At 64.0% G+C, this 21,468-nt stretch carries 18 protein-coding genes; 15 read left to right on the top strand and 3 right to left on the bottom strand.

The window, feature by feature from the left end; genetic code table 11:
- Positions 1–15 precede the first annotated feature (15 nt).
- From LNV07_RS16200 to LNV07_RS16175, 6 genes are read left to right on the top strand one after another with little or no spacing between them, the layout of a single operon-like run.
- A complete protein-coding gene (locus LNV07_RS16200) occupies positions 16–1,344 on the top strand; it encodes an extracellular solute-binding protein (RefSeq protein WP_263572201.1) in 1,329 nt (442 codons plus the stop codon).
- Positions 1,341–2,867, top strand: coding sequence for an arabinosylfuranosidase ArfA (arfA, locus tag LNV07_RS16195; RefSeq protein ID WP_263572200.1), 1,527 nt, complete (start codon positions 1,341–1,343; stop codon positions 2,865–2,867). Before LNV07_RS16200 ends, arfA begins: the two co-directional genes overlap by 4 nt.
- Positions 2,864–3,805 (top strand): glycoside hydrolase family 43 protein, encoded by a 942-nt coding sequence (locus LNV07_RS16190; RefSeq protein WP_263572199.1) that lies wholly within the window; start codon positions 2,864–2,866, stop codon positions 3,803–3,805. The genes arfA and LNV07_RS16190 overlap by 4 nt, the downstream gene beginning before the upstream one ends.
- 17 nt (positions 3,806–3,822) lie before the next feature.
- A complete protein-coding gene (locus tag LNV07_RS16185; protein ID WP_263572198.1) occupies positions 3,823–5,835 on the top strand; it encodes a glycoside hydrolase family 97 protein in 2,013 nt (670 codons plus the stop codon).
- A gap of 56 nt (positions 5,836–5,891) precedes the next feature.
- Entirely contained in the window at positions 5,892–6,641 is a 750-nt protein-coding gene (locus LNV07_RS16180) for a FadR/GntR family transcriptional regulator (RefSeq protein WP_263572460.1), read from the top strand.
- Positions 6,642–6,657: 16 nt separating this feature from the next.
- Positions 6,658–7,611, top strand: a complete 954-nt coding sequence (locus tag LNV07_RS16175) for a LysR family transcriptional regulator (RefSeq protein ID WP_263572197.1) — start codon at positions 6,658–6,660, stop codon at positions 7,609–7,611.
- 183 nt (positions 7,612–7,794) lie between these two features.
- Here the strand turns inward: LNV07_RS16175 and LNV07_RS16170 are convergent, their stop codons facing one another.
- The 3 genes from LNV07_RS16170 to LNV07_RS16160 all read right to left on the bottom strand — a co-directional run bounded on the left by LNV07_RS16170 (position 7,795) and on the right by LNV07_RS16160 (position 10,600).
- Positions 7,795–8,502 carry a carbonic anhydrase family protein gene (locus LNV07_RS16170; protein WP_263572196.1) on the bottom strand — a complete coding sequence of 236 codons (708 nt, stop codon included), beginning with the start codon at positions 8,500–8,502 and terminating at the stop codon, positions 7,795–7,797.
- Between the two features lie 457 nt (positions 8,503–8,959).
- On the bottom strand, positions 8,960–9,658 hold the full coding sequence (locus LNV07_RS16165) for a substrate-binding domain-containing protein (RefSeq protein WP_263572195.1): 699 nt from the start codon (positions 9,656–9,658) through the stop codon (positions 8,960–8,962).
- Between the two features lie 27 nt (positions 9,659–9,685).
- Complete coding sequence (locus tag LNV07_RS16160; RefSeq protein WP_263572194.1) at positions 9,686–10,600, bottom strand: LysR family transcriptional regulator; 915 nt, start codon at positions 10,598–10,600, stop codon at positions 9,686–9,688.
- A gap of 152 nt (positions 10,601–10,752) precedes the next feature.
- On the opposite strand from LNV07_RS16160, the gene LNV07_RS16155 reads away from it, so the two are divergent.
- The 9 genes from LNV07_RS16155 (at position 10,753) to LNV07_RS16115 (ending at position 21,452) form a co-directional block, all read left to right on the top strand.
- Complete coding sequence (locus LNV07_RS16155) at positions 10,753–11,265, top strand: TRAP transporter small permease (protein ID WP_263572193.1); 513 nt, start codon at positions 10,753–10,755, stop codon at positions 11,263–11,265.
- Positions 11,262–12,584 carry a TRAP transporter large permease gene (locus LNV07_RS16150; RefSeq protein WP_263572192.1) on the top strand — a complete coding sequence of 441 codons (1,323 nt, stop codon included), beginning with the start codon at positions 11,262–11,264 and terminating at the stop codon, positions 12,582–12,584. The genes LNV07_RS16155 and LNV07_RS16150 overlap by 4 nt, the downstream gene beginning before the upstream one ends.
- A 42-nt stretch (positions 12,585–12,626) precedes the next feature.
- Positions 12,627–13,658, top strand: coding sequence for a TRAP transporter substrate-binding protein (locus tag LNV07_RS16145; protein ID WP_263572191.1), 1,032 nt, complete (start codon positions 12,627–12,629; stop codon positions 13,656–13,658).
- A gap of 20 nt (positions 13,659–13,678) precedes the next feature.
- Entirely contained in the window at positions 13,679–15,409 is a 1,731-nt protein-coding gene (locus LNV07_RS16140) for a subtype B tannase (protein ID WP_263572190.1), read from the top strand.
- 67 nt (positions 15,410–15,476) lie between these two features.
- Positions 15,477–16,775, top strand: coding sequence for a gallate dioxygenase (locus tag LNV07_RS16135; protein WP_263572189.1), 1,299 nt, complete (start codon positions 15,477–15,479; stop codon positions 16,773–16,775).
- A gap of 47 nt (positions 16,776–16,822) precedes the next feature.
- Positions 16,823–17,923 carry a porin gene (locus LNV07_RS16130; RefSeq protein WP_263572188.1) on the top strand — a complete coding sequence of 367 codons (1,101 nt, stop codon included), beginning with the start codon at positions 16,823–16,825 and terminating at the stop codon, positions 17,921–17,923.
- Positions 17,924–17,987: 64 nt separating this feature from the next.
- The gene (locus LNV07_RS16125) at positions 17,988–19,016 is read left to right on the top strand and encodes an amidohydrolase family protein (protein ID WP_263572187.1); all 1,029 of its coding nucleotides are present in this window, start codon (positions 17,988–17,990) and stop codon (positions 19,014–19,016) included.
- A 1-nt stretch (position 19,017) separates the two neighbouring features.
- Entirely contained in the window at positions 19,018–19,701 is a 684-nt protein-coding gene (ligK, locus tag LNV07_RS16120) for a 4-carboxy-4-hydroxy-2-oxoadipate aldolase/oxaloacetate decarboxylase (RefSeq protein WP_263572186.1), read from the top strand.
- 101 nt (positions 19,702–19,802) lie between these two features.
- The gene (locus LNV07_RS16115) at positions 19,803–21,452 is read left to right on the top strand and encodes a DUF3500 domain-containing protein (protein ID WP_263572185.1); all 1,650 of its coding nucleotides are present in this window, start codon (positions 19,803–19,805) and stop codon (positions 21,450–21,452) included.
- The last annotated feature ends 16 nt before the right edge of the window (positions 21,453–21,468 follow it).

The following is a 21,468-nucleotide window of genomic DNA, read 5'->3' as shown; positions in this document are numbered from 1 at the left end:
TTGAAAATTTTCGCCATGCTAACGCTCACGATGCTGGCAGCCTGCGGCGCCAAGACCGAGACGCAAGAAGCCAAGACCGAGATCACGCTGATGCGCTTCTTCGGCAGCTGCGACGCCAAGTACGGCGCGGTCAATGACGCCGCCCTTGGCCTGGGCGAGTGCGGCATCATCACCACCCTGGTCAATCAGTTCAACGCCACCAATACCGACGGCATCCATGTGCGCACGCAGGTGGCCGAATGGGGGCCGTATTACGACCAGCTGACCGCCCGCCTGGTCGCCAAGGATGTGCCGACGGTGGCGGTGATGCATGAGTCGGCGCTAGGCGACTATGTACGACGCGGCCTGCTGCTGCCGCTCGACGCCGAGTTCAAGGCCGCCGGCATTGATACTGCCGATTTCACCGACCATGCGCGCCGCGGCGTCGGTTTTGACGGCCCCGCGGGAAGCGACAGTTATGCCTTGCCCTTCGACACCTGGGCCTGGCTCTGGCATATCAACACCCGGCTGATGGGCCAAGCCCAGCTGCTCGGCGCCGATGGGCAGCCCATGCTGCCGCGCTCGCCCGAGGAGTTGCTGGCCCATGCGCGGCAGTTCCGCGCCAAGACCGGCAAGCCCTACTTCGCCTGGGCCGTGGTCAACGAGACCGCCGCCAACAATCGCACCTTCCTGACCCTGCTGGCGCAGCAAAACGCCCGGCTCTTCGCCACCAACGGCAAGTCGGTCGATATGCATCAGCCGGCGGTGACCAAGGCGCTGAGCCTGATGCAGCAGCTCTATGCCGAGGGTCATATCAAACCCAATCTCGACTATGCGGGCGCGAACCAGGCGTTTTTGAACGGCGAGGCCGGCGTCAGCGTGGTTGGCACTTGGACCATAGACCAGTACCTGCGCGAATCCAGAAACGCCGGATCGCCCTTCGAAGGCGGCTATGCGGTCAGACCGTTTGCACAGTTATTCGAGCGCAAGGCAGTGTTCGCCGATGGTCATGCCTGGGCGATGTTCAAGGCCGGTTCGGCCGACGAGAAGACCCGCGCCGCCGGCGTCAAGCTGCTGAAATTCATCTGGGAGCACAGCGCCGAATGGTCACGCACCGGCCATCTGCCGGTACGCCGGTCGGTGGCGGGCAGCGAGGCCTTCCGCGCCCTGCCGCTGCGCGCCGAGCTGGCCGAGATCACCGAGACCGGCGTCGGCATGCCAGGCAATGTGCCAACGCAGCGCGCAATCGAGTTGCTGATCGGCGAGGACATCGCCAATCTGATGGTCTCGGGCAAGCCTATCGCCGAGGTGCAGGCCAGTATCGAAAAGCGCGTCAACAAGGCGCTGCAGAAGGCCAGACGATGATTGAAGCGCATTTGACCGTAGACCGCGATTTTGAAATCGGCCCCTTGGACCGCCGCCTGTTCGGCGTTTTCGTCGAGCATCTGGGTCGCTGCGTCTACACCGGCATCTACGAGCCCGATCACCCGACCGCCGATGCCGACGGCTTCCGCCAGGATGTGGCCGGGCTAACGCGGGAACTCGGTGCCACCCTGGTGCGTTACCCCGGCGGCAACTTCATGTCCGGCTACGACTGGGAGGACGGCGTCGGCCCCCATGACCAGCGCCCGACCCGGCTCGACCTGGCCTGGTTCTCGACCGAGACCAACCAGGTCGGTACCAACGAGTTCATGAGCTGGTGCAAGCAGCAAGGCATGGAGCCGATGTTCGGCGTCAACCTCGGCACGCGTGGCGCCGACGAGGCGCGTCAATACCTGGAGTATTGCAACCATCCCGGTGGCACGACGCGCTCCGAGCTGCGGCGCAGCCATGGCGTGGACGCGCCGCATGCGATCAAGCTCTGGTGCCTGGGCAATGAGATGGACGGGCCCTGGCAGATCTGCCGCAAGACGCCGGATGAGTACGGCCGCCTGGCGCTGGAAACGGGCAAGCTGATGAAGATGGTCGACGCCAGCATCGAACTGGCCGCCTGCGGCTCGTCCGCCTACGACATGCCGAGCTATGGCGTCTGGGAAGACCGGGTGCTGGAGCATTGCTTCGAGGTGGTCGACTATCTGTCGCTGCACAGCTATTTCGTCAAACCGCCGAACGACCCGAGCACCGCGAGCTTCTTCGCGCAGATAGAAAGCAATGCGCGCTATATCGAGGCCACGGTTGCCGTGGTCGACGCGGTGGCGGCGCGCCGCCATTCCGCCAAGCGCATCATGCTGAGCTTCGACGAGTGGAACGTCTGGTACCGGGCCCGCCATGGCGAGCATATGAAGCAGGAAGGCTGGCCACAGGCGCCGAGTTTGCTGGAGGAGGTCTATAACGTCGAGGATGCGCTGCTGATCGGCGGCATGCTGACGATGATGATCAACCATGCGGACCGCGTCAAAGTTGCCTGTCTGGCGCAGCTGGTCAATGTGATCGGGCCCATCATGACCGCACCCGGCGGGCCGGCCTGGCGCCAGACCATCTTTCACCCCTTTGCGCTGACGGCGCGCCATGCCCATGGCATGGTGCTGCGAGCGGTGATTCGCTCGCCCGGCTGGACCGATGCGAAGCAGGGTGAGCTGCCCTATCTATGCGCCAGCGTCGTGCATGAGGCGGCCAGCGGCAAGACGGCGATCTTTTTGCTCAACCGCAATCTGGAGCAGGAGATGGCCTTGACCGTCAACTTGCGCGGCCTGGGCGGCGAGCAGCGGCTGATCGAAGCCCAGCAGTTGCAGCACGCCGACCTGCAAGCCTGCAATACCGAGGCCGAGCCCGACAAGGTCCGGCCCGCGCCGCTCGCCGGCATCGTCATCGAAGGCGAGACGCTGCGTGTTCGTCTGCAAGCCGCCTCTTGGAATGTGATCGTCACGAAAGCCATCGCCTCATCATGAACTGGACCAAGCCCCTGATCCTGCAACGCGCCGACCCGCATCTGTCACTGCATGATGGTCGTTACTTTTTCACCGCGTCGCTGCCCGGCTTTGATGCGATCGAGCTGCGGGCGGCCGACAGCCTGGAGACGCTGGCGGCCGCGCAGCCGCAGCTGATCTGGCGCAAGCACGAGGCCGGTCCAATGAGCTGGCATGTTTGGGCGCCCGAGCTGCACCGGATCGACGGGCGCTGGATCATCTACTTCGCGGCCAGCGAGAAGGACGATATCTGGAAGCTGCGCATCTATGTGCTGGAGAACCTGCATGCCGACCCGCTGCAAGGCGAATGGGTCGAGCGCGGCCAGCTCATCACGCCGATCGACAGCTTTGCGCTCGACGCCACCAGCTTCGCCCACCGGGGCCGCCGCTACCTGAGCTGGGCGCAGAAAGACCCGGCGATTGCCGGCAACACCAATCTCTATCTGTGCGAGCTGGCCGACCCCTGGACGCTGAAGGGCGCGCCGGTGCTGTTGAGCCGACCGGAGTTGAGCTGGGAATGCATAGGCTTTCTGGTCAACGAAGGGCCGGCGGTGCTGCAGCGCCATGGCCGCGTGCTGATCAGCTACTCTGCCAGCGCCACCGACGCCAATTACTGCATGGGTCTGCTGTGGGCCGATGAGAACGCCGATCTGCTCGACCCGGCCGCCTGGCAAAAGGAGCCGCTGCCGGTGTTCGCGTCGGCGAATGGCCAATTCGGCCCAGGCCATAACAGTTTCAGCAGCAGCCATGACGGCAGCGTCGACCTGCTGGTCTACCACGCGCGCAACTACCGCGACATCGTCGGCGACCCGCTCAATGACCCGAACCGCCATGCCCGCGTTCAGCCCTTCGGCTGGCGCGCCGACGGCCTGCCTGATTTTGGCGAGCCCCTCGCCGACGACCCTGCGAACGCAGCGTAATCCCCCCCCAAGGACTCATGAATCGCACCTTGCTTCACCCAGCCCTGCTGTCGCTGGCCCTGGTACTGTCGGCGCCCGCCATCGCGGCCAACGCCCTCAGCAGCCCCGACAAACACCTCAGCCTCCAGCTGCGCGTCACGCCCGAGCAGCGCCTGGTCTATTCGGTGCAGCGCGATGGCAAGCCTGTCATCCTGGAATCACAGTTAGGCCTGCAACTCGAAGGTGCCGATCTAAGCCAGCGCCTGCGCCTGCTTTCAAGCTCCTCGCAGCGCCTACATGCCGAGCATTACCGGCTGGCGGTGGGCAAGCGCAGCGAGATCAGTTACCGCGCCAATGAGCAGAACTGGCGGGTCGCCAATGCCGCCGGCCAAGAGATGGAGCTGACGGCGCGGGTCTCGAACGACGGCGTCGCCTTTCGCTACCGAGTGGCCGAGGCGGGTCTGGCCCGCAAGAGCTTCAAATCCGAGGCGACCAGCTTTCGCTTTGCCCCGGACACGCGGGCCTGGCTGCAGCCGATGTCGGTCGCGCAGACCGGCTGGTCCAATGTCAACCCGGCCTATGAAGAGCATTACCTGATGGACATTGCCGTCGGCACGCCCTCGCCCTCACCGGCGGGCTGGGTCTTCCCGGCGCTGTTCAAAAGCGGCGACAACTGGGTTGCGCTGACCGAGGCGCATATGGACGGCAGCTTCCATGCCTCGCGCCTGCAGGCCAGCTCGGAGGGCGGCGAATACCGGCTAGGCCAGCCGATGGCGGCCGAGGTCTTCACCGGCGGCGGCCTGCTGGCTGATGTGGGAACTGACTGCCCCCAGGCCGACGCAAAGCGTCGTCCGCCCCCCGAGGGGGGTAAGCAAACTTGGGACGGCCCGGCGTTTGCTTGCACCCTGACCACGCCCTGGCGCGTGTTGGCCATCGGCCCGTTGCGTACGGTCATGGACTCCACGCTGGGCACCGACCTGGCCGCGCCGGCGATCGCCTTCGACGCCGCCAAGATTCAGCCCGGCCATGCCGCCTGGAGCTGGGCGCTGCTGAAGGATGACGCGACCGTCTTCGAGGTGCAAAAGCGCTTTATCGATTACGCCGCCGAGATGCAATGGAACTACGCCTTGATCGACGCCGACTGGGATCGCAAGATCGGCTACGAGGGCATTCAGCAACTGGTCGACTACGGCGCCAGCAAGGGCGTCGGCATCCTGCTTTGGTACAACTCATCGGGCGCCTGGAACAAAACCGAGTACACGCCCAAAAGCGCCTTGCTGACCGCAGCGCAGCGCCGGCATGAATTCGCGCGCCTGGCCGCGATGGGCGTCAAGGGTCTGAAGATCGACTTCTTCGCCGGCGACGGCCGGTCGATGATCCAGTACTACGTCGACATCCTGAACGACGCGGCGGCGCACGGCCTGCTGGTCAACTTCCACGGCGCCACCTTGCCGCGCGGCTGGGCCCGCAGCTACCCGAATCTGATGACGGCCGAGGCGGTCAAGGGCTTCGAGTTCACCACCTTCGAGCAAAAGGATCAGGACGCTGTCGCACGCCATCTGGCGATGCTGCCCTTTGCGCGAAATCTGTTCGACCCGATGGATTTCACGCCCATGGTGTTCGGCGACATCCCCAATATCCAGCGCTCCACCCGCAATGGTTTCGAGTTGGCCCAAGCGGTCTTGCTGCTGTCCGGCATCCAGCATTTCGCCGAAGTGCCCGAAGGCATGGCGACGGTGCCGGCCTATGTGAAGGAATTTTTGCAGCAGCTGCCGCGCCGCTGGGACGAAAGCCGTTTCATCACGGGTGAGCCGGGCAAGGGCCTGGTGATCGCCAGGCGCGCCGGCAAGCGCTGGTATGTGGCCGGCATCAATGCCGAAGCCTTGCCGCAAACGCTGACGTTGGACCTGGGCTTTCTGGGGCAGCGCCAGGGGCTGATGATCACCGATGGCGAAGGCGCGCGCGACTTCGCGCAGGCGCCGGTCCAGGCCAAGGCTGGCTTGGCGCTGACGATTCAAGCCAAGGGCGGCTTCATCGCCGTCTTCAAATAGAGGCAGCGCCGAGACCATGTGTTAGCGTGCCGCCGAGAAAATCAAAACAGCCCATGATGAAATCCCGCGCCGACCATTCCACCTACAGCCTCAAGCCCGAAGGCAAGAGCATGCACGGCCGCATCGTCGGCGAGCTGGGTCTGAGCATCGTCGGCGGTGAGCTCAAGCCCGGCGACCGGCTGCCGGCCGAGGCCGCTCTGCTGGAACGTTACGAGGTCAGCCGGCCGGTGCTGCGGGAAGCGATCCGGGTACTGGTGGCCAAGGGCCTGGTGATCTCGAGGCAACGCGCGGGCGCCACCGTGCGGCCGCGCAATGAATGGCATTTATTGGACCCGGATGTGCTGTATTGGTTGATCCAGGCCAAGCCGCAACAGGAGTTCGTCAACACCTTGCTGGAAGTGCGCCGCATCTTCGAGCCGGCCGCCGCCGCGCTGGCCGCCAAGGCCGCCACCGAGGCGCAGTTGCAGGCCATCGGCGCCGCCTATGCCGGCATGGAGGCCGCCACCACGACCGAGGAGCTGCTGGAGCCAGATCTCGCCTTTCACCGCCGCATTGCCGAGGCGACCGGCAACGACCTGCTCGCCTATATCGGCAATATGCTGTCGCTGGCCCTGCGCGAGTCGATCATCTTGAGCAGCCAGATGCCCAATACCCATGCGCTCTCGCTGCCGCGCCACAAGGCCATCCTGACCGCCTTGCGCAACCGCGACCCGCTCGGAGCGCGCCAGGCCACCGTCGTGCAGCTGGAAGAAACCGGCGATGACCTTTCCACGATTCTGTCCAAGGACCGCGTCAACCTGGCCTGAATTGGAGCCCACCCTTATGGATAGCACCAGCCCCAGCCCCAACCCGAATTGGTTTTTGCGTGCCCGCCTGAAGACGCGCCAACTGCTGTTGCTGATTGCGCTTGACGAGCAACGCAATATCCACCGCGCGGCCGAAGAGTTATGCATGACGCAGCCGGCCGCCTCCAAGCAGCTGAAAGACCTGGAGGACATGCTGGAGGTCAAGCTGTTCGAGCGCTTGCCGCGCGGCATGACGCCGACCTTGTACGGCGAAACGATGATCCGCCACGCCCGCATGGCTTTGACCAGTCTGTCGCTGGCGCATGAAGACATCGTGGCGCTGAAGGCCGGGCTGATCGGTCAGGTCGAGGTGGGCGTGATCATGACGCCGGCGATGGGCCTGCTGCCGCGCGCGATCTCGCGCGCCAAACTGGACGCTCCGCTGCTTCGCATCGGCGTGCAGATGGAGACCAGCAAGGTCTTGCTAGACCTGCTGCAACGCGGCAGCCTGGACTTCATGATCGGGCGCATTCTTGAAGAAGACGGGGCCAGCGGTCTGCTCTATGAGGAGTTGACCATAGAGCCCGCCTGCGCGGTGGCACGCAATGGCCACCCGCTGCTGGGCGAGAAGAACCTCACCCTGGCCGACCTTGCCACGCAGGCCTGGATATTGCCGCCGCCGGGCAGCTTATTGCGCCACCGCTGGGAGCTGATGTTCCGCCGCGCCGCGCTGGAGCCGCCGGCCAATGCGGTCGACACCACCGCACTGCTCCTGATCACCGCGCTGCTGCAACAGACCGACTCGCTGCATGTCATGCCCGTAGAGGTAGCACGTTACTACGCCTCACTCAATGTGCTGAGCATTTTGCCGATTGAGCTACCCTGCACGATGGACGCCTTCGGCATCATCACCCGCCAAAGCCAGCTGATGTCGCCCGGAGCTGCGCTGCTGCTAAAGGAGGTCAGGGCGGCGGCGAAAGAGATGTATTGACCCGGCTTGGCTGAGCAAACGCGGCATGGCCATGGCTTTCAACTTGAGTTGACGGCCATGTGCCCGCTTCAGCCATAGAGGGTCGGCGCAAGGGCCGTTTGCCCCGCCCGAATGGCCCCAATGACGGCGGCCCGTCGGAGGCTTCATAAGCCGGACGCAAGCCGAGGTTTTGGGGCCGCCCGCTTATTGCCAGTGCACCTTGCCCGTAGCGGTGTCGTACACCGCGCCAACGATCTTGATCTGCCCGGCGGCTTCCATCTCCTTCAGGATTGGGCTGGTGGCGCGGATTTTCTCGACGGTGAGTTTGACGTTCATCTCGTTCACGTCGTTCACAAAGCTGTAGTTTTTGGAATTGCGCTCGCCCGATGTTGATGTAGCTTCGACGGCCGGCTTCAGCTTGGCCAGCAAACCGGTCAGATTGCCCATCTGCACATCGTCGCAAGCCCCCTTGATAGCGCCGCAATTGCTATGACCGAGCACGACGATGGCGCGTGAACCGCCGACCTTGGCGGCATATTCCAGGCTGCCAACCATGTCTTCATTGACGGTGGAACCGGCCACGCGGGCAGTGAAGATATCGCCAACGCCGGTGTCGAAGACCTGCTCGGGCGCCGAGCGCGAGTCGATGCAAGCGACCACGCTGGCGAAAGGAAATTGGCCCAGCGCGGTTTGACGGACATGGCGCTTGTGGTCGTATTTCAGCGAGCGGCCAGCGGCGAAGCGTTGATTGCCAGCTTGCAGTATTTTGATCGATTGTTCCGGTGTGATCGAGGCCTGTACGGCCTTGCTCAGCGTGACTCCGGGCGTGTAGGGTTTCGGATGCACCGGGCCGCCATGATCATCGGACGCCTGAGCCGCACCGAGGCCAAGGGTAATAAGCAAAGCAAGCATTTTCGAATTTGCGGTCATTGGGTTCTCCTGGTTGAGGTGCATGAGCGGGCGCAGCGGCCCGAGCGTAGTGTCTGCCAGCATAGCTCGGCCGACAATCGAAAGTGAATGGGATTCAAGAGTCGCAAGGTCTTCGGATTGATGTTCGATACCCAGCTTGCAGAGAGCGGTCTCGGGGGTCTCAAGTCTATAGGCAAAGCCTGACCCTCAGCATCGGGCGGGTAGCGCAGTTGCGCCGAGGTGCCCAAGATTTCGAACCAGAACGCCCCGCCCACCTGATTACCCGATGAATTTGGAAGTCAGCTTTGTGCCCAAAGCCGAAGTTCGACTACGGGGGTGACGGTCACCTGTCGCGCACTATTGCGATTGACCTGCGCGACCGAACTGCCATGGTGAACCCCTGGGCAATGCATTCGAACGCGCGCCGCGTAGCTGATGCTCGGTTCAATGACCGTTTTGATCAGTGTGTTGGCGCCGTCATGCCGTGGCGCAGTTTCAACGCGGTGTGCGCCGGTGCCGCCATGAAATCGAGTAGCTCCTGCGCCGCGTCAACCTGCGTGCTGGCGCTGCCGACGGCGCCGACGAAGCGGGTGACGATCTCCAGACCTGGCGGCATACCGCCCAGCACGTGGATGCCGTCTAGACCTTGCAATTCGCTCAATTGTTGAAAGCCGATATCAACCTGGCTGGTGGCCAGCAAGCTGCCCACCGGAACGCCGGGCCGGGCCTGCAGCAGTCGCCCAGCCAAGGTCTCAGCCAGGCCCCAACGCTCGAACAACCGCAGCAGCGCTGTGCCACTGGGGCCGGTGGAGTAGCCAATGCGATTAGCCGTTAGCAGGCTGCGCCGCAGTGCCTCCTCGCTGCCGATGTCGGGCGGCGGCGTGCCGGCCGGCACGGCAATGGCCACAGCCGAATCGACCAGTGCACGCTGACCATCGGCTCGCAGATGGCCGGCAGCTATCAGGCCATCGAGTGCGTCAGCGGCAAGCACGACGACATCAAACTGCTCGCCGGCCTGCACACGTCGCGCCGCGTCGACGCCTCCTACCGCGACGATATCGATCACCATGCCGCTGTGTTCTGAAAAGGATGCGCCAAGTTCGGTCAACAACTGACGGGTGGCCATTGAGCAGATGCCGCGCAGAGATTTTGAGGTCATGACCGGTATTCTGCCCGCGTGCCGAGGCTACAGCGTGGTGACTGATCCGCCGGTGAGGAAATGGGCGGCCCGGTGCAGATGTGCGAGGAAATGCCGCACGCTGGGCTTGAGTGCAGCATCGGTACGCGCCAAGGCACACAAGGTCAGTTGCAGCGATCCTTCGCGTACCGGCACGATCACAAGATGCTGGCCGGCAAAGGGGTGGGTAGCAATCTGCCGTGGCAGCAGGCCCAGGCAGTTGCCGCTGGCGACGATGGACAGCAGACCCAAGGTCGAGTTGACAAGTGCGCCAGCCGGCGGCGGCTTCAGGCCATGGCGCTCATACAAGGTCTTGGCATAACCGGAATCGGCGTTTGCACCTGTGTAGACCCAAGGAGCATCGGCCAGCTCGGCCAGCGAGCTGGAGCGTGCCAGTGGGTTGCCCCGACGGGCCACGACCACCATGTCAATAGGCATCAGGATCTCGGATGCGAACTCGCCCGGCGGCAGATGTTCGGGCAACGGACCCAGGGCGATATCGACCTCGCCCTTGCGCAGCCGGGTCAGTTGCTCAATGTAAAGTTCTTCGTAGATGCGCAGCTGAATCTGAGGGAATTCCCGGCCGAAAGTTCGTAGCGCTTCGGGCACCAGCAGCATGACCGCCAGCGGCACCGCGCCGATGGTCAGCGTTCCGGTCATGCGACCGCCGAGCTGCTCGATCTGCTCCACCGCTTGGGCCAGCTCGCGCTCGGCGGCGCGAGCCCGCTCATAGAGCACCATGCCCTGGGCGGAGGCCAAAACACCGGTGGTCGAGCGCAACAACAGCGTTGTCGACAACTCGCGTTCCAGCTCGCGTATCGCCTTGGTCAGCGCCGGTTGCGACACGCCGATGCGCCTCGCGGCGGCGCGCAAGCTGCCTTCTTCTATGGCTGCCACCAGGGCGCGCAGATTCGTCAGTTTCATCAACCCATGATAACCATCTGTTATCGCGACCCTGAGTGCAGCATCTGTCGGATGCTTGACCCACTTCCTACACTCCGATCCCAAGCGATTTGACCGAAGTCAAACACCTGCAAATGGCCGGCATGCGGCGGCACAAGAAGGAGACAATGTTGATGCAAAACAAGCCTGGCGAAAAGCCTGTTATGCGCCGCCTGGAATGGCTGTGCGATGCGAGTGCCGCGATCGGCGCGCTGGTACTGACCGCCGTGGCCGGCATGACGAGCGTGAGCGTGATCGGCCGGGCCTTTTTTTCCCACCCCATCCTTGGTGACGTGGAACTGGTGCAGCTCGGTGCTGCGGTGGTGGTGGCCTCCTTCTTGCCCTACACGCAGTTCCGCCGCGCCAACATCGTCGTCGATTTCTTCACGGCCGGCGCCCGCGCCCGCACCCAGCGCCGCATGGATGCCTTCGGCGTGCTGCTCTACACCGGGGTGATGGCGCTGGTGACTTGGCGCGTGGCAGCCGGCGGTGCATCCATCTACGCGGCACACGAGCGCTCGATGTTGATGGATCTGCCGCTGTGGATCCCCTATGTGTTGATGCTGCCGGGGTTGGCCTTGTGCGTGGCGATCGGCGCCGTCCAGAGCCTGGACTTGCTGAGCACGAAGAGTGAGGTGCTGAAATGAGCACGATGTCGATAGGCTTGGCGATGTTCGCCGCCATGCTGGTGCTGATGGCCGTGCGCGTGCCGATCGCGATCGCGATGTTTGTCCCGGGCGCGCTGGGCTATATCGTGCTGTCCGGCTGGTCCCCGCTGCTGGGCCACTTGAGTGGCGCGGTGTATGGGCGGGTCGCGGTGTATGACCTGTCCGTGATCCCGCTCTTCATGCTGATGGGCGCGGTGGCCGTGCAGGGCGGCCTGGCCAAGGCGCTGTTCGACTTTGCCAACGCGCTGCTGGGGCGCTTTCGGGGCGGCATGGCGATGGCCGGCGTGCTGGCCTGCGCGGCCTTCGGCTCGATCTCGGGCTCGACGGTGGCGACCACTGCAACCATCGCCCAGGTCGCCTATCCGCAGATGCGCCGCATCGGCTACTCGGGGCGCCTCGCCACCGCCGCGCTGGCCACTGGCGGCACCATGGGCGTGCTGCTGCCGCCGTCGGTCACGCTGATGGTCTATGCCATCCTGACCGAGCAGAACATCACCAAGATGTTCCTGGCCGCCTATGTGCCGGCACTGATCGCCGCCGCCGGCTATATCGCGGCCATCGCCGTCGTCGTGCGCCTGCAACCCGAGCATGCGCCGACGGCGCAGGCCGCCTCCCGCGCCGAGGTGCTGGCAGCTGGGCTGAAGGTCTGGCCCATCTTGGCCATCTTCGCGGTGGTGTTCGGTGGCATTTACGGCGGCCTGTTCACCGCCACCGAGGGCGCGGCCATCGGCAATCTGATGACCTGTGTGATCACGCTGCTGCGCGGCGAGATGAATGCCATCAAGTTCGTCGCTGCCATGCGCACGACGGCGCAGACCAGCGGCATGATCTTTCTGATCTTCATTGGTGCCGACATGGTCAACGCGGCGCTGGCGCTGTCGCAACTGCCGGCCCAGCTATCCGATCTGGTCGGCCATCTGCAGCTCCCTCCGCTAATGGTGATGACCGGCATCATGATTTTCTACATCGTGCTCGGCTGCGTGATGGACGAGATGAGCATGATCCTGTTGACCGTGCCGACCTTGTTCCCGGTCGTCATGGGCATGGACTTCTTCGGTCTCGGCGTTGCCGACAAGGCGCTCTGGTTCGGCATCCTGATCCTGACCGTCTGCGAGATCGGCATGATCTTCCCGCCGGTGGGCCTGAACGTCTACATCATGAACGGCCTCGCTCGCGACGTGCCGATGAGCGAGACCTACAAGGGCGTCGTGCCCTTCCTGATCACCGACGGCCTGCGCCTGGCACTGTTGATCGCCTGCCCCGCCACCACGCTGTGGCTGGTGCATCTGTTGACCTGAACACCCCCCGGCCATAGAGCCAAAAACCAAGGAGACATCCCCATGAAATTGCTTCGCCAAGCCCTGGCTGCCGGTGGCCTGCTCGCCGCCGCCGCTCTGCCCGCCCAGGCCCAGGAGGTCACGCTCAAGCTGCACTTCCACCTGCCCATCACCTCGTTCGCCAGCACACTCTTCATCCAGCCCTGGTGCGAGAAGATCGCCCGCGAGTCGACCAATCGGATGAAGTGTCAGATCTATCCGTCGATGCAGCTCGGCGGCACGCCGCCGCAGCTGTTCGACCAAGTGCGCGACGGCGTCGCCGATGTGGTGTGGACGCTGCCCGGCTACACCGCCGGCCGCTTTCCGTCGTTGGAAGCCTTCGAGTTGCCCTTCATGATGCAGAGCCCCGAGGCCACCAGCCGGGCGCTGTGGGACTACATGCAACTGCATGGCCAGAGCGAGTTCAAGGACGTCAAGCCGCTGGCCTTTCATGTGCACGGTGACGGGGTCTTCCACATGGCAGCGAAGCCGATCCGCACGATGGCCGATTTGCGCGGCCTGAAGCTACGCGCGCCGACCCGCCAGACCAACAAGTTCATCGCCATGCTGGGCGCCACGCCGGTGAGCATGCCGGTGCCGCAGGTCGGCGATGCGCTGGCCAAGGGTGTGATCGACGGTGCCGTCGTGCCCTACGAGGTGGTGCCCTCGGTCAAGCTGCAAGAGTTGGCCAAGTTCCATTCCGAGACCGATCCGGCCGAGCCGGCCTTCTATACATCGACCTTCGTCTTCGCTATGAACAAGGCCAAGTACGAGGCGTTGCCTGCTGATCTGAAGAAGGTCATCGACAACAACAGCGGCCAAGCCCTGTCGGGCCAGATCGGCAAGGCTTTTTTGCAGGCCGACATCGAAGGCAAGAAGCTGACCACACGCAACACCACCAACGTCATCCCCGCCGCTGAGCTGGCGAACTGGAAGCTGCTGGGCAACAAGCTCTCGGCCGACTGGTCCAAGGAAATGGACGGCAAGGGCCTGAACGGCACGAAGTTGCTGGAAGACGCCAAGGCGCTGATCGCCAAACAAGCCGCTGCACGCTGAACCCAAGCCATGAGATACCCATGAACAAGCTCACTTTCAAACACCACGCCCTGGCGCTCGCTGCCGCCAGCCTGCTGGTCGGTTGTGGCGGCAAGGACGCCATCGCCGAGGAACCCGCCGTCGTTGTCGCTGCAACCGACGCCGAAGACCTGGCGCTGAAGTTCGACGCGACCAAGTACACAACGGTCAACATCACGGTCGACGGCTTGGCCGTCAAGCTGCGCCAGTACCGCATCGTTTACGTCGCCAAGCCGATCAAGGCGCTGCTCACACAGTCGAACAGCACCCTGACCGATGCCAATGCCTACCAGACCATGATCGTCTCGGTGCCCGAGGACAAGGTCGGCGATCAGAAGGCCGCGCTCTACTTTCTCGTGAACAACAGCGGCTGGATGGCCAGCGCCGTGTCCACCACGATCACCGAGGGCAAGGCCTTCGTCAGCACGACCGACACCGACAACGTCGGCGCGGCCTTGAAGGCAGGCTACGTCTTCATCAACGTCGGTACGCGCAGCCGCGGCATCGTCGCAGAGGACGGCCGCTGGATGGGCAAGGCGCCGGCGCCGGTGGTCGACGCCAAGGCGGCCATTCGCTACCTGCGTTTGAATGACACGCTGATGCCCGGCTCCGCCGAGCGCATCGTCGTCACCGGCACCAGCGGCGGCGGCGGCTTGACGGCGGCCGTCTCGGCCAGCGGCAATAGCGCGGACTTCCTGCCTTTTCTGGATGAAATCGGCGCCGCCGGCATCACCGGCAGCGGCGCGGCAGCCACCAGCACGATCAAGGACGATGTGTTTGCCGCCGTCGCCTACTGCCCGATCAACAACCTTGGCAACGCGGACATCGGCTACGAGTTCGAGTACAGCGCCGTGCGATCCGACAAGAACACCGGTGCGCTGGGCGGCGTGGTCTACTCGGCCGGCCAGCAGCCTGCTGCCTCGACCGCGATCGCGGCCAAGTTCGCCGCCTACGTCAGCAGCCTGAACCTGAAGGCCGACGACGGTTCGGCGCTGACCGCACAAGGCCTGCGAGACGCCACTCAAGCCTTCGTCAAACAAGAGATCGAGCGTCAGATCGCCAAGGGCACGACCGTGCCGGCAATCGGCGGCAACTTCGTCACCACGCGCGGCGGGCCCGGCGGGACGACCACGACCACGCTCGTCAATGACTGGCTGACGCTCAGCGGCTCAAGCACGACGGCGACGGTCGCCGGCATCGACTACGCCAAATTCGTCAACTATGTGGCGGCCAACCAGGCGCTGAAGACCGCCGTGGCCTTCGACCCCGTCGGCGTCACCGGCAACAAGAACGCTACAACTGGCATCTGGAACATCAGCGGCGAGACCAATCTGTTCGGGCCGGCGGACATGCGCTACGCCAACTACTCCGAGTGGAGCTGGAACAACAACGCCGCACTGGGCGACGGCTCGGGCACCGACGACACCGGCCTGAGCTTCGCGCAGTACATGGCACTGAGCTCCACTACCTTGGGCAAGCAGATCAAGCTGATCAACCCGCTGGCCTACCTGAACACGGCGGCCGATAGCGCGCCTTACTGGTATGTGCGCCACGGCATGGTCGACCGCGACACGGCGTTCGCGATGCAAACGCTGCTCTATTACGCGATCAAGAGCGACGCCTCCGTCAAGGACCTGAGCTTCAAGCTCCCATATCTGGTTGGGCACAGCGGCAACTACGACGTGCAGGAAGCTTTTGCCTGGATCAAGGCGAAATTGGACGCCAACCCATAAGCGATAGAAGTCCCAGCAGCAGTCTCGTACTAGCCGCTGGTTTAAAGCTTTACCTCAGCTCACCACCATGGCACAAATCATTGGCGGCATTGCCGCCTCCCACACGCCGACCATTGGCTTCGCCTTTGACCGCGACAAGCGCAACGACCCGGTCTGGGCCCCCATCTTCGAGGCCTTCGAGCCGGTACAAGCCTGGATCGCGGAACGCAAACCCGATGTGCTGCTGCTGATCTACAACGACCACGTCACCTCCTTTTTCTTTGATCATTACTCGGCCTTCACGCTGGGCGTGGGCGAGCAATGGGCGGTCGCCGACGAGGGCGGCGGCGCGCGAGATCTGCCGCCCATCCAGGGGCATCCGGCGCTGGCCGCCCATATCGGGCAGTCGCTGATGAGCGAAGAATTCGACATGTCCTTCTTTCAGGACCGCGGGCTGGATCACGGCTGTTTCTCGCCACTTTCCGTGATGTGTCCGCACGAGCCGGACTGGCCGGTGCAACTGGTGCCACTGCAAATGGGCGTGCTGCAGTTTCCCATCCCTAGCGCCCGGCGCTGCTACAAGCTCGGCCAAGCGCTGCGCCGCGCGATCGAGAGCTATCCCGAGGACTTGAAGGTCGCCATCGTCGCCACCGGCGGACTCTCGCACCAGGTGCATGGCGAGCGCGCCGGCTTCAACAACCCAGAGTGGGATGCGCGCTTTCTCGATCTGTTCGAGTCCGACCCCGAGTCGCTGGCCGATATCAGCCATGCCGAGTACGCCGCGCTGGGGGGCCTGGAGGGCGCCGAAGTCATCATGTGGTTGGTGATGCGCGGCGCGCTGGCGGCGCAGGTGCGGTGCCAGCACCGCGCCTACTACTTGCCGTCGATGACCGGCATTGCTGCAGCGATCTACGAACCGGTCGAACAGGCGCTGCCGCCCGCCGTGCTGCAACGCCACCGCGCGCAGATGGCGGCACAGCTGGCGGGTGCCGAGGCGCTGGAAGGAACCCATCCTTTCACGCTGGCACGCAGCGTCAAGGCCTACCGGCTGAATCAATTTCTGCATGGTCTGGTCAAGCCCGCTGTGCGCGCCGCCTTCTTGGCCGATCAGGAGTTGGCCTTCGAGCAGGCCGGGCTGACCGTTGATGAGCGTGCGCTGGTGCGCAACCGCGACTGGCGCGGCCTGATTCATTACGGCGTGATCTTCTTCATGCTGGAGAAGCTGGGCGCCGTCATCGGCGTCTCCAACCTGCACATCTACGCGGCGATGCGCGGCGAGTCCTTGGAGGTCTTCCAGCGCAGTCGCAACACCAAGGCTCTGTACTCGGTCGCCGGCAAGGATGCCGGCCCGCTGGACTGGAATCAGCCCGAGAAATCCGCGACATAAGCACGAATCCCCCTTCACCACTTGATATTAAAACAGGAGACAACCCGATGAAAAAATCCCTCTACACCCTGGCCCTGCTGGGTCTGACCGGCGGCGCCGCGCAAGCCCAGAGCGTCACCATCTACGGCCTGATCGACGCGTCCGTCGAACACCTCGGCAATGTCGGAGCGACGGGCAGCGGCATCACCCGCATGCCCGGCCTGACCGGCGGCTCGGCGCCGTCGCGGTTGGGTTTTCGCGGCAGCGAGGATCTCGGCGACGGCTTGAAGGCCGTGTTCACTCTGGAGCAGGGTTTCGGCGTCGACGCCGGCACCCTCAACCAAGGCGGTCGGACCTTTGGGCGGCAGGCCTTCGTAGGTCTTACTGGGCCCTGGGGCAGCGTAACGGCGGGCCGCCAATACTCGATGCTGTTCTGGTCGCAGCTCGACGCCGACATCCTCGGCCCCGCCATGTTCGGCTCCGGCTCGCTGGACAGCTATCTGCCCAATTCACGCGTTGACAATGTGCTCGCCTATCGCGGCACTTTCGGCGCTTTCACCGCCGGCGCCACCTACAGCTTCGGCCGCGATGCCGTCAACGCCGGCCCAAGCCCTGCGGGCACCAATTGCGCGGGCGAGAACGCCGCCGATACCAGCGCCTGCCGCCAATGGTCGCTGCTGGCCAAGTATGACGGCGGCAACTGGGGCCTGACCGCAGCGATCGACGAGATCAGCGGTGGCGCGGGCGCCTTTGCCGGCCTGACCCGCAGCGCAATGAAGGACCGTCGCTCGACCGTGACCGGTTGGATCAAACCGATGGCCGATCTCAAGCTCGGCGCCGGCCTGATCTCGCGCGACAACGATGCCAGCCTCACCACCCCGCGCAGCGACCTCTGGTATCTGGGCGCCTCCTACACGGTCAACCAGCAACTGGTCATCGACGGCCAGGTCTTCAAGCTGGACTACAAGAACAGCCCCAACCAGGCGACTTTGTATGCGCTGCGCGCCACCTACAGCCTGTCCAAACGCACGGCGCTGTACGCGACCGCCGGCCAGATGGCGAACGACGGCACCCTGGCCTTGTCGGTCAGCAATGCAGCGGCGGGCAGCGGTCCGGCAGCCGGCAATTCGCAGACCGGTCTTGGCGCCGGCATTCGCCACAGCTTCTGACCGTGACGGGCCTGCCGGACATTGATGGCCTGGCAGGCCCTTTCAAGCAACAAGGACCTCCGAAATGATCATCGACGTACACGGCCACTACACCACCGCCCCGCCGGCCCTGGGTGCCTGGCGCGATCTGCAGATCGCCTGCCTCAAGAATCAGGATCAGGCTCCCAAGGCCAGCTCGCTGAAAATCAGCGACGACGAGCTGCGCGAGTCGATCGCTAACAACCAGCTCAAGCTGATGCAGCAACGCGGCTCCGACTTGACCATCTTCAGCCCGCGCGCCAGCTTCATGGCCCACCACATCGGCGACTTCCAGACGTCAAGCACCTGGGCGGCGATTTGCAACGAGTTGTGCTTGCGCGTCGCTGAGCTGTTTCCCGACCATTTCATCCCGGCCGCCATGCTGCCGCAGTCGCCCGGCGTCGACCCGGCGACTTGCATCCCCGAACTGGTCAAATGCGTTGAGCAGTACGGCAATGTCGGCATCAATTTGAACCCCGACCCGTCCGGCGGCCACTGGAGCAGCCCGCCGCTGAGCGACCGCCACTGGTACCCGATCTACGAAAAAATGGTCGAGTACGACATCCCCGCGATGATCCATGTCTCGACCAGCTGCAATGCCTGTTTCCACACCACCGGCGCGCATTACCTGAATGCCGACACGACGGCCTTCATGCAATGCCTGACCAGCGATCTGTTCAAGGATTTCCCAAGCTTGAAGTTCCTGATCCCGCACGGCGGCGGCGCCGTGCCCTACCACTGGGGGCGCTTTCGCGGTCTGGCGCAGGAGATGAAGAAGCCGCTGCTGCAAGAGCATCTGCTCAACAACATCTTCTTTGACACCTGTGTCTACCACCAACCCGGCATCGACCTGCTGACCCAGGTGATTCCGGTCAAAAACATCCTGTTCGCCAGCGAGATGATCGGCGCCGTGCGCGGCATCGACCCCGAAACCGGCCATTACTACGACGACACCCGGCGTTATGTCGAGGCCACGGCCAACCTGACGGATGCGGAGCGCCAGTTGGTGTTCGAGGGCAATGCACGCCGCGTCTTCCCACGCTTGGACGCGGCACTGAAAAAGAAAGGACTTTGAGATGTACGAACTCGGCGTGGTCTATCGCAATATCGTCAGAGCAGAACGCAGCAGCGCCGATGCGCTGGCCAAGCTCGGCTCGGCCACGGTCCACGAGGCCATGGGGCGTGTCGGCCTGCTGAAGCCCTATATGCGGCCCATCTATGCCGGCGCCCAAGTCTCCGGCACCGTGGTCACGGTGCTGCTGCATCCGGGGGACAACTGGATGATGCATGTCGCGGCCGAGCAGATCAAAGAGGGCGACATCGTCGTCGCGGCGATCACCTCCGAATGCTCGGACGGCTATTTCGGCGATCTGTTGGCGACCTCTTTCATGGCCCGTGGCGCCCGCGCGCTGATCATCGACGCCGGCGTTCGCGATGTGAAGACGCTGACCGAGATGGGCTTCCCGGTCTGGAGCAAGGCCATCTCCTCCAAGGGCACGATCAAGGCGACGCTTGGATCGGTCAACATTCCGGTGGTCTGCGCCGGCATGCTGGTGAACCCCGGTGATGTGATCGTCGCCGACGACGACGGGGTGGTCTGCGTTCCCGCCGCGCTGGCCACCAAGACGCTGGAAGCGGCGACTGCACGTGAAGCGCTTGAGAGCAGCAAGCGCGACAAGTTGGCCGCCGGCTTGCTCGGGCTGGACATGTACGAGATGCGCGTGCCACTTATCCAGGCCGGCTTGCGTTTCATCGATTGATGGCTCAGTTTCAGACTGCTCAACTCTTCGAGTCCGTTGAGATGAGCGTATATCCATCACGACCACCATCCGGCGGTCGCTTTGTTGTCAGTGAGTCCACCATGTTTTCTCCCGTCTCGATAAAAGTACCCCGACCCCTGGCGAGATGCTGGCCTTTGCTGCTCGCCGTGTTTGTCAGCGCGCTGGTCGCATGTGGTGGAGGCAGCGGCGGCGCAAGCACGACAGCCGACGCCGACACGGCGCCCAGCATCAGCACCCAGCCCGCATCGCTGACGGTTGAAGCGGGCGCGGCGGTCAACTTCTCGGTCACCGCAGCCGGCACGGCCACCCTGGCCTATCAATGGCGCAAGGGCGGCAGTGCCATCGGCGGGGCGACGGCGGCGAGCCTGAGTCTGGCATCGGCGAGCACGGCCGATGCGGGCAGCTATGACGTGGTCGTCAGCAACTCGGCGGGCAGTGTGACCAGTTCGGCCGCCACCTTGACGGTGACCTCCGCCAGCACCGCCACCACACCTTCCATCACCACCCAGCCGGTTTCCCAGACGGTGGTGCTTGGCGGCGGCGCCAGCTTCAGCGTGGCGGCCTCGGGCACGGCGCCACTGAGCTATCAGTGGGCACTCAACGGCAGCGCGATTGCCAATGCCACGGCCAGCACCTACACCAATTCCAGCGTTGCAGCAGGCCATGCAGGGCCGTACACCGTCACGGTCAGCAACTCGGCCGGCTCGGCCACGAGCAATGCCGCCACGCTGACGGTCAGCAGCAGTTCAACCTCCAGCGGCGCACTGAGCGCGGTGGTCACCACGGCAGCCCAGGCGTTTTACGCCACGCTCAGCAGCACGCAGCAAACCAAGGTGCAGGCAAGCTGGAGTCTGGACGCAGGGCGCCGCTGGTCCAATCTGCCGGCCAGCTTTGCTGCGCGAAACGGCGTGTCTTGGAGCAGCCTCAGCACGGCGCAGAAGACATCGGCAGCTGCCCTTATCAACACGGCTCTGGGCAGCACCGGCAACACGTTGTGGCAAGGCCTGCAAGCGGCGGACGACTACCTGGCATCGATTGGAGGTGGCAGCGGCTATGGCAACGGCAATTACTACATCGCCTTCCTTGGCACGCCCTCGGCCACTGGCTATTGGGTATTGCAACTGACCGGTCACCACCTGACCTATAGCCTCGCCTTCAACGGCAGCGTCAAGTCGCCGACACCCATGTTTTTGGGCGTCGAACCCAAGGCATCGTTCACCATCAACGGCGCGACTTACGACCCGATGCTGGCCCAGCGCACAGCAGCGGCCAGTCTCGGCACGACGTTGACGTCCTACTCGGGAGCCTTGCTGAGCGGCACCTATGCCGACTTGCTGTTCGGCGCCAATGGTTCGGGCGGCATTGACGGCAGCTACCCGAAGTCCTACCCCAGCGGCAGCAGCGGCCGAGGCCTGCTCTACACCGCCTTGTCGGCAGCTGACCAGGAGAAGGTCAAGACGCTGATCCGGTCCTATGTGAACACCCAGGCATCCGAGTACAGCGAAGACTTGCTCGGCGCTTACCTCAGCGACGCGGCGCTGGCGCAAACCTATGTGGCCTACGCCGGCGGCGGCAACGTGACCTCCTCGGGCAGCTATTTCCGCGTGGACGGGCCGCGCGTATGGATAGAGTTCTCTGTGCAGCGCGGCATCATCGTCAGCAATGACATCCACTTCCACACCATCTGGCGTGACAAGACGGGGGATTACGGTGGCCGCTGCTGCTCGTAAAGTCATAGGCTTGCTG

The sequence above is a fragment of the Roseateles oligotrophus genome (assembly GCF_025717515.1).
GTDB classification, from domain to species: domain Bacteria; phylum Pseudomonadota; class Gammaproteobacteria; order Burkholderiales; family Burkholderiaceae_C; genus Paucibacter_A; species Paucibacter_A oligotrophus.
This window is presented reverse-complemented; position numbering and strand designations above follow the sequence as displayed.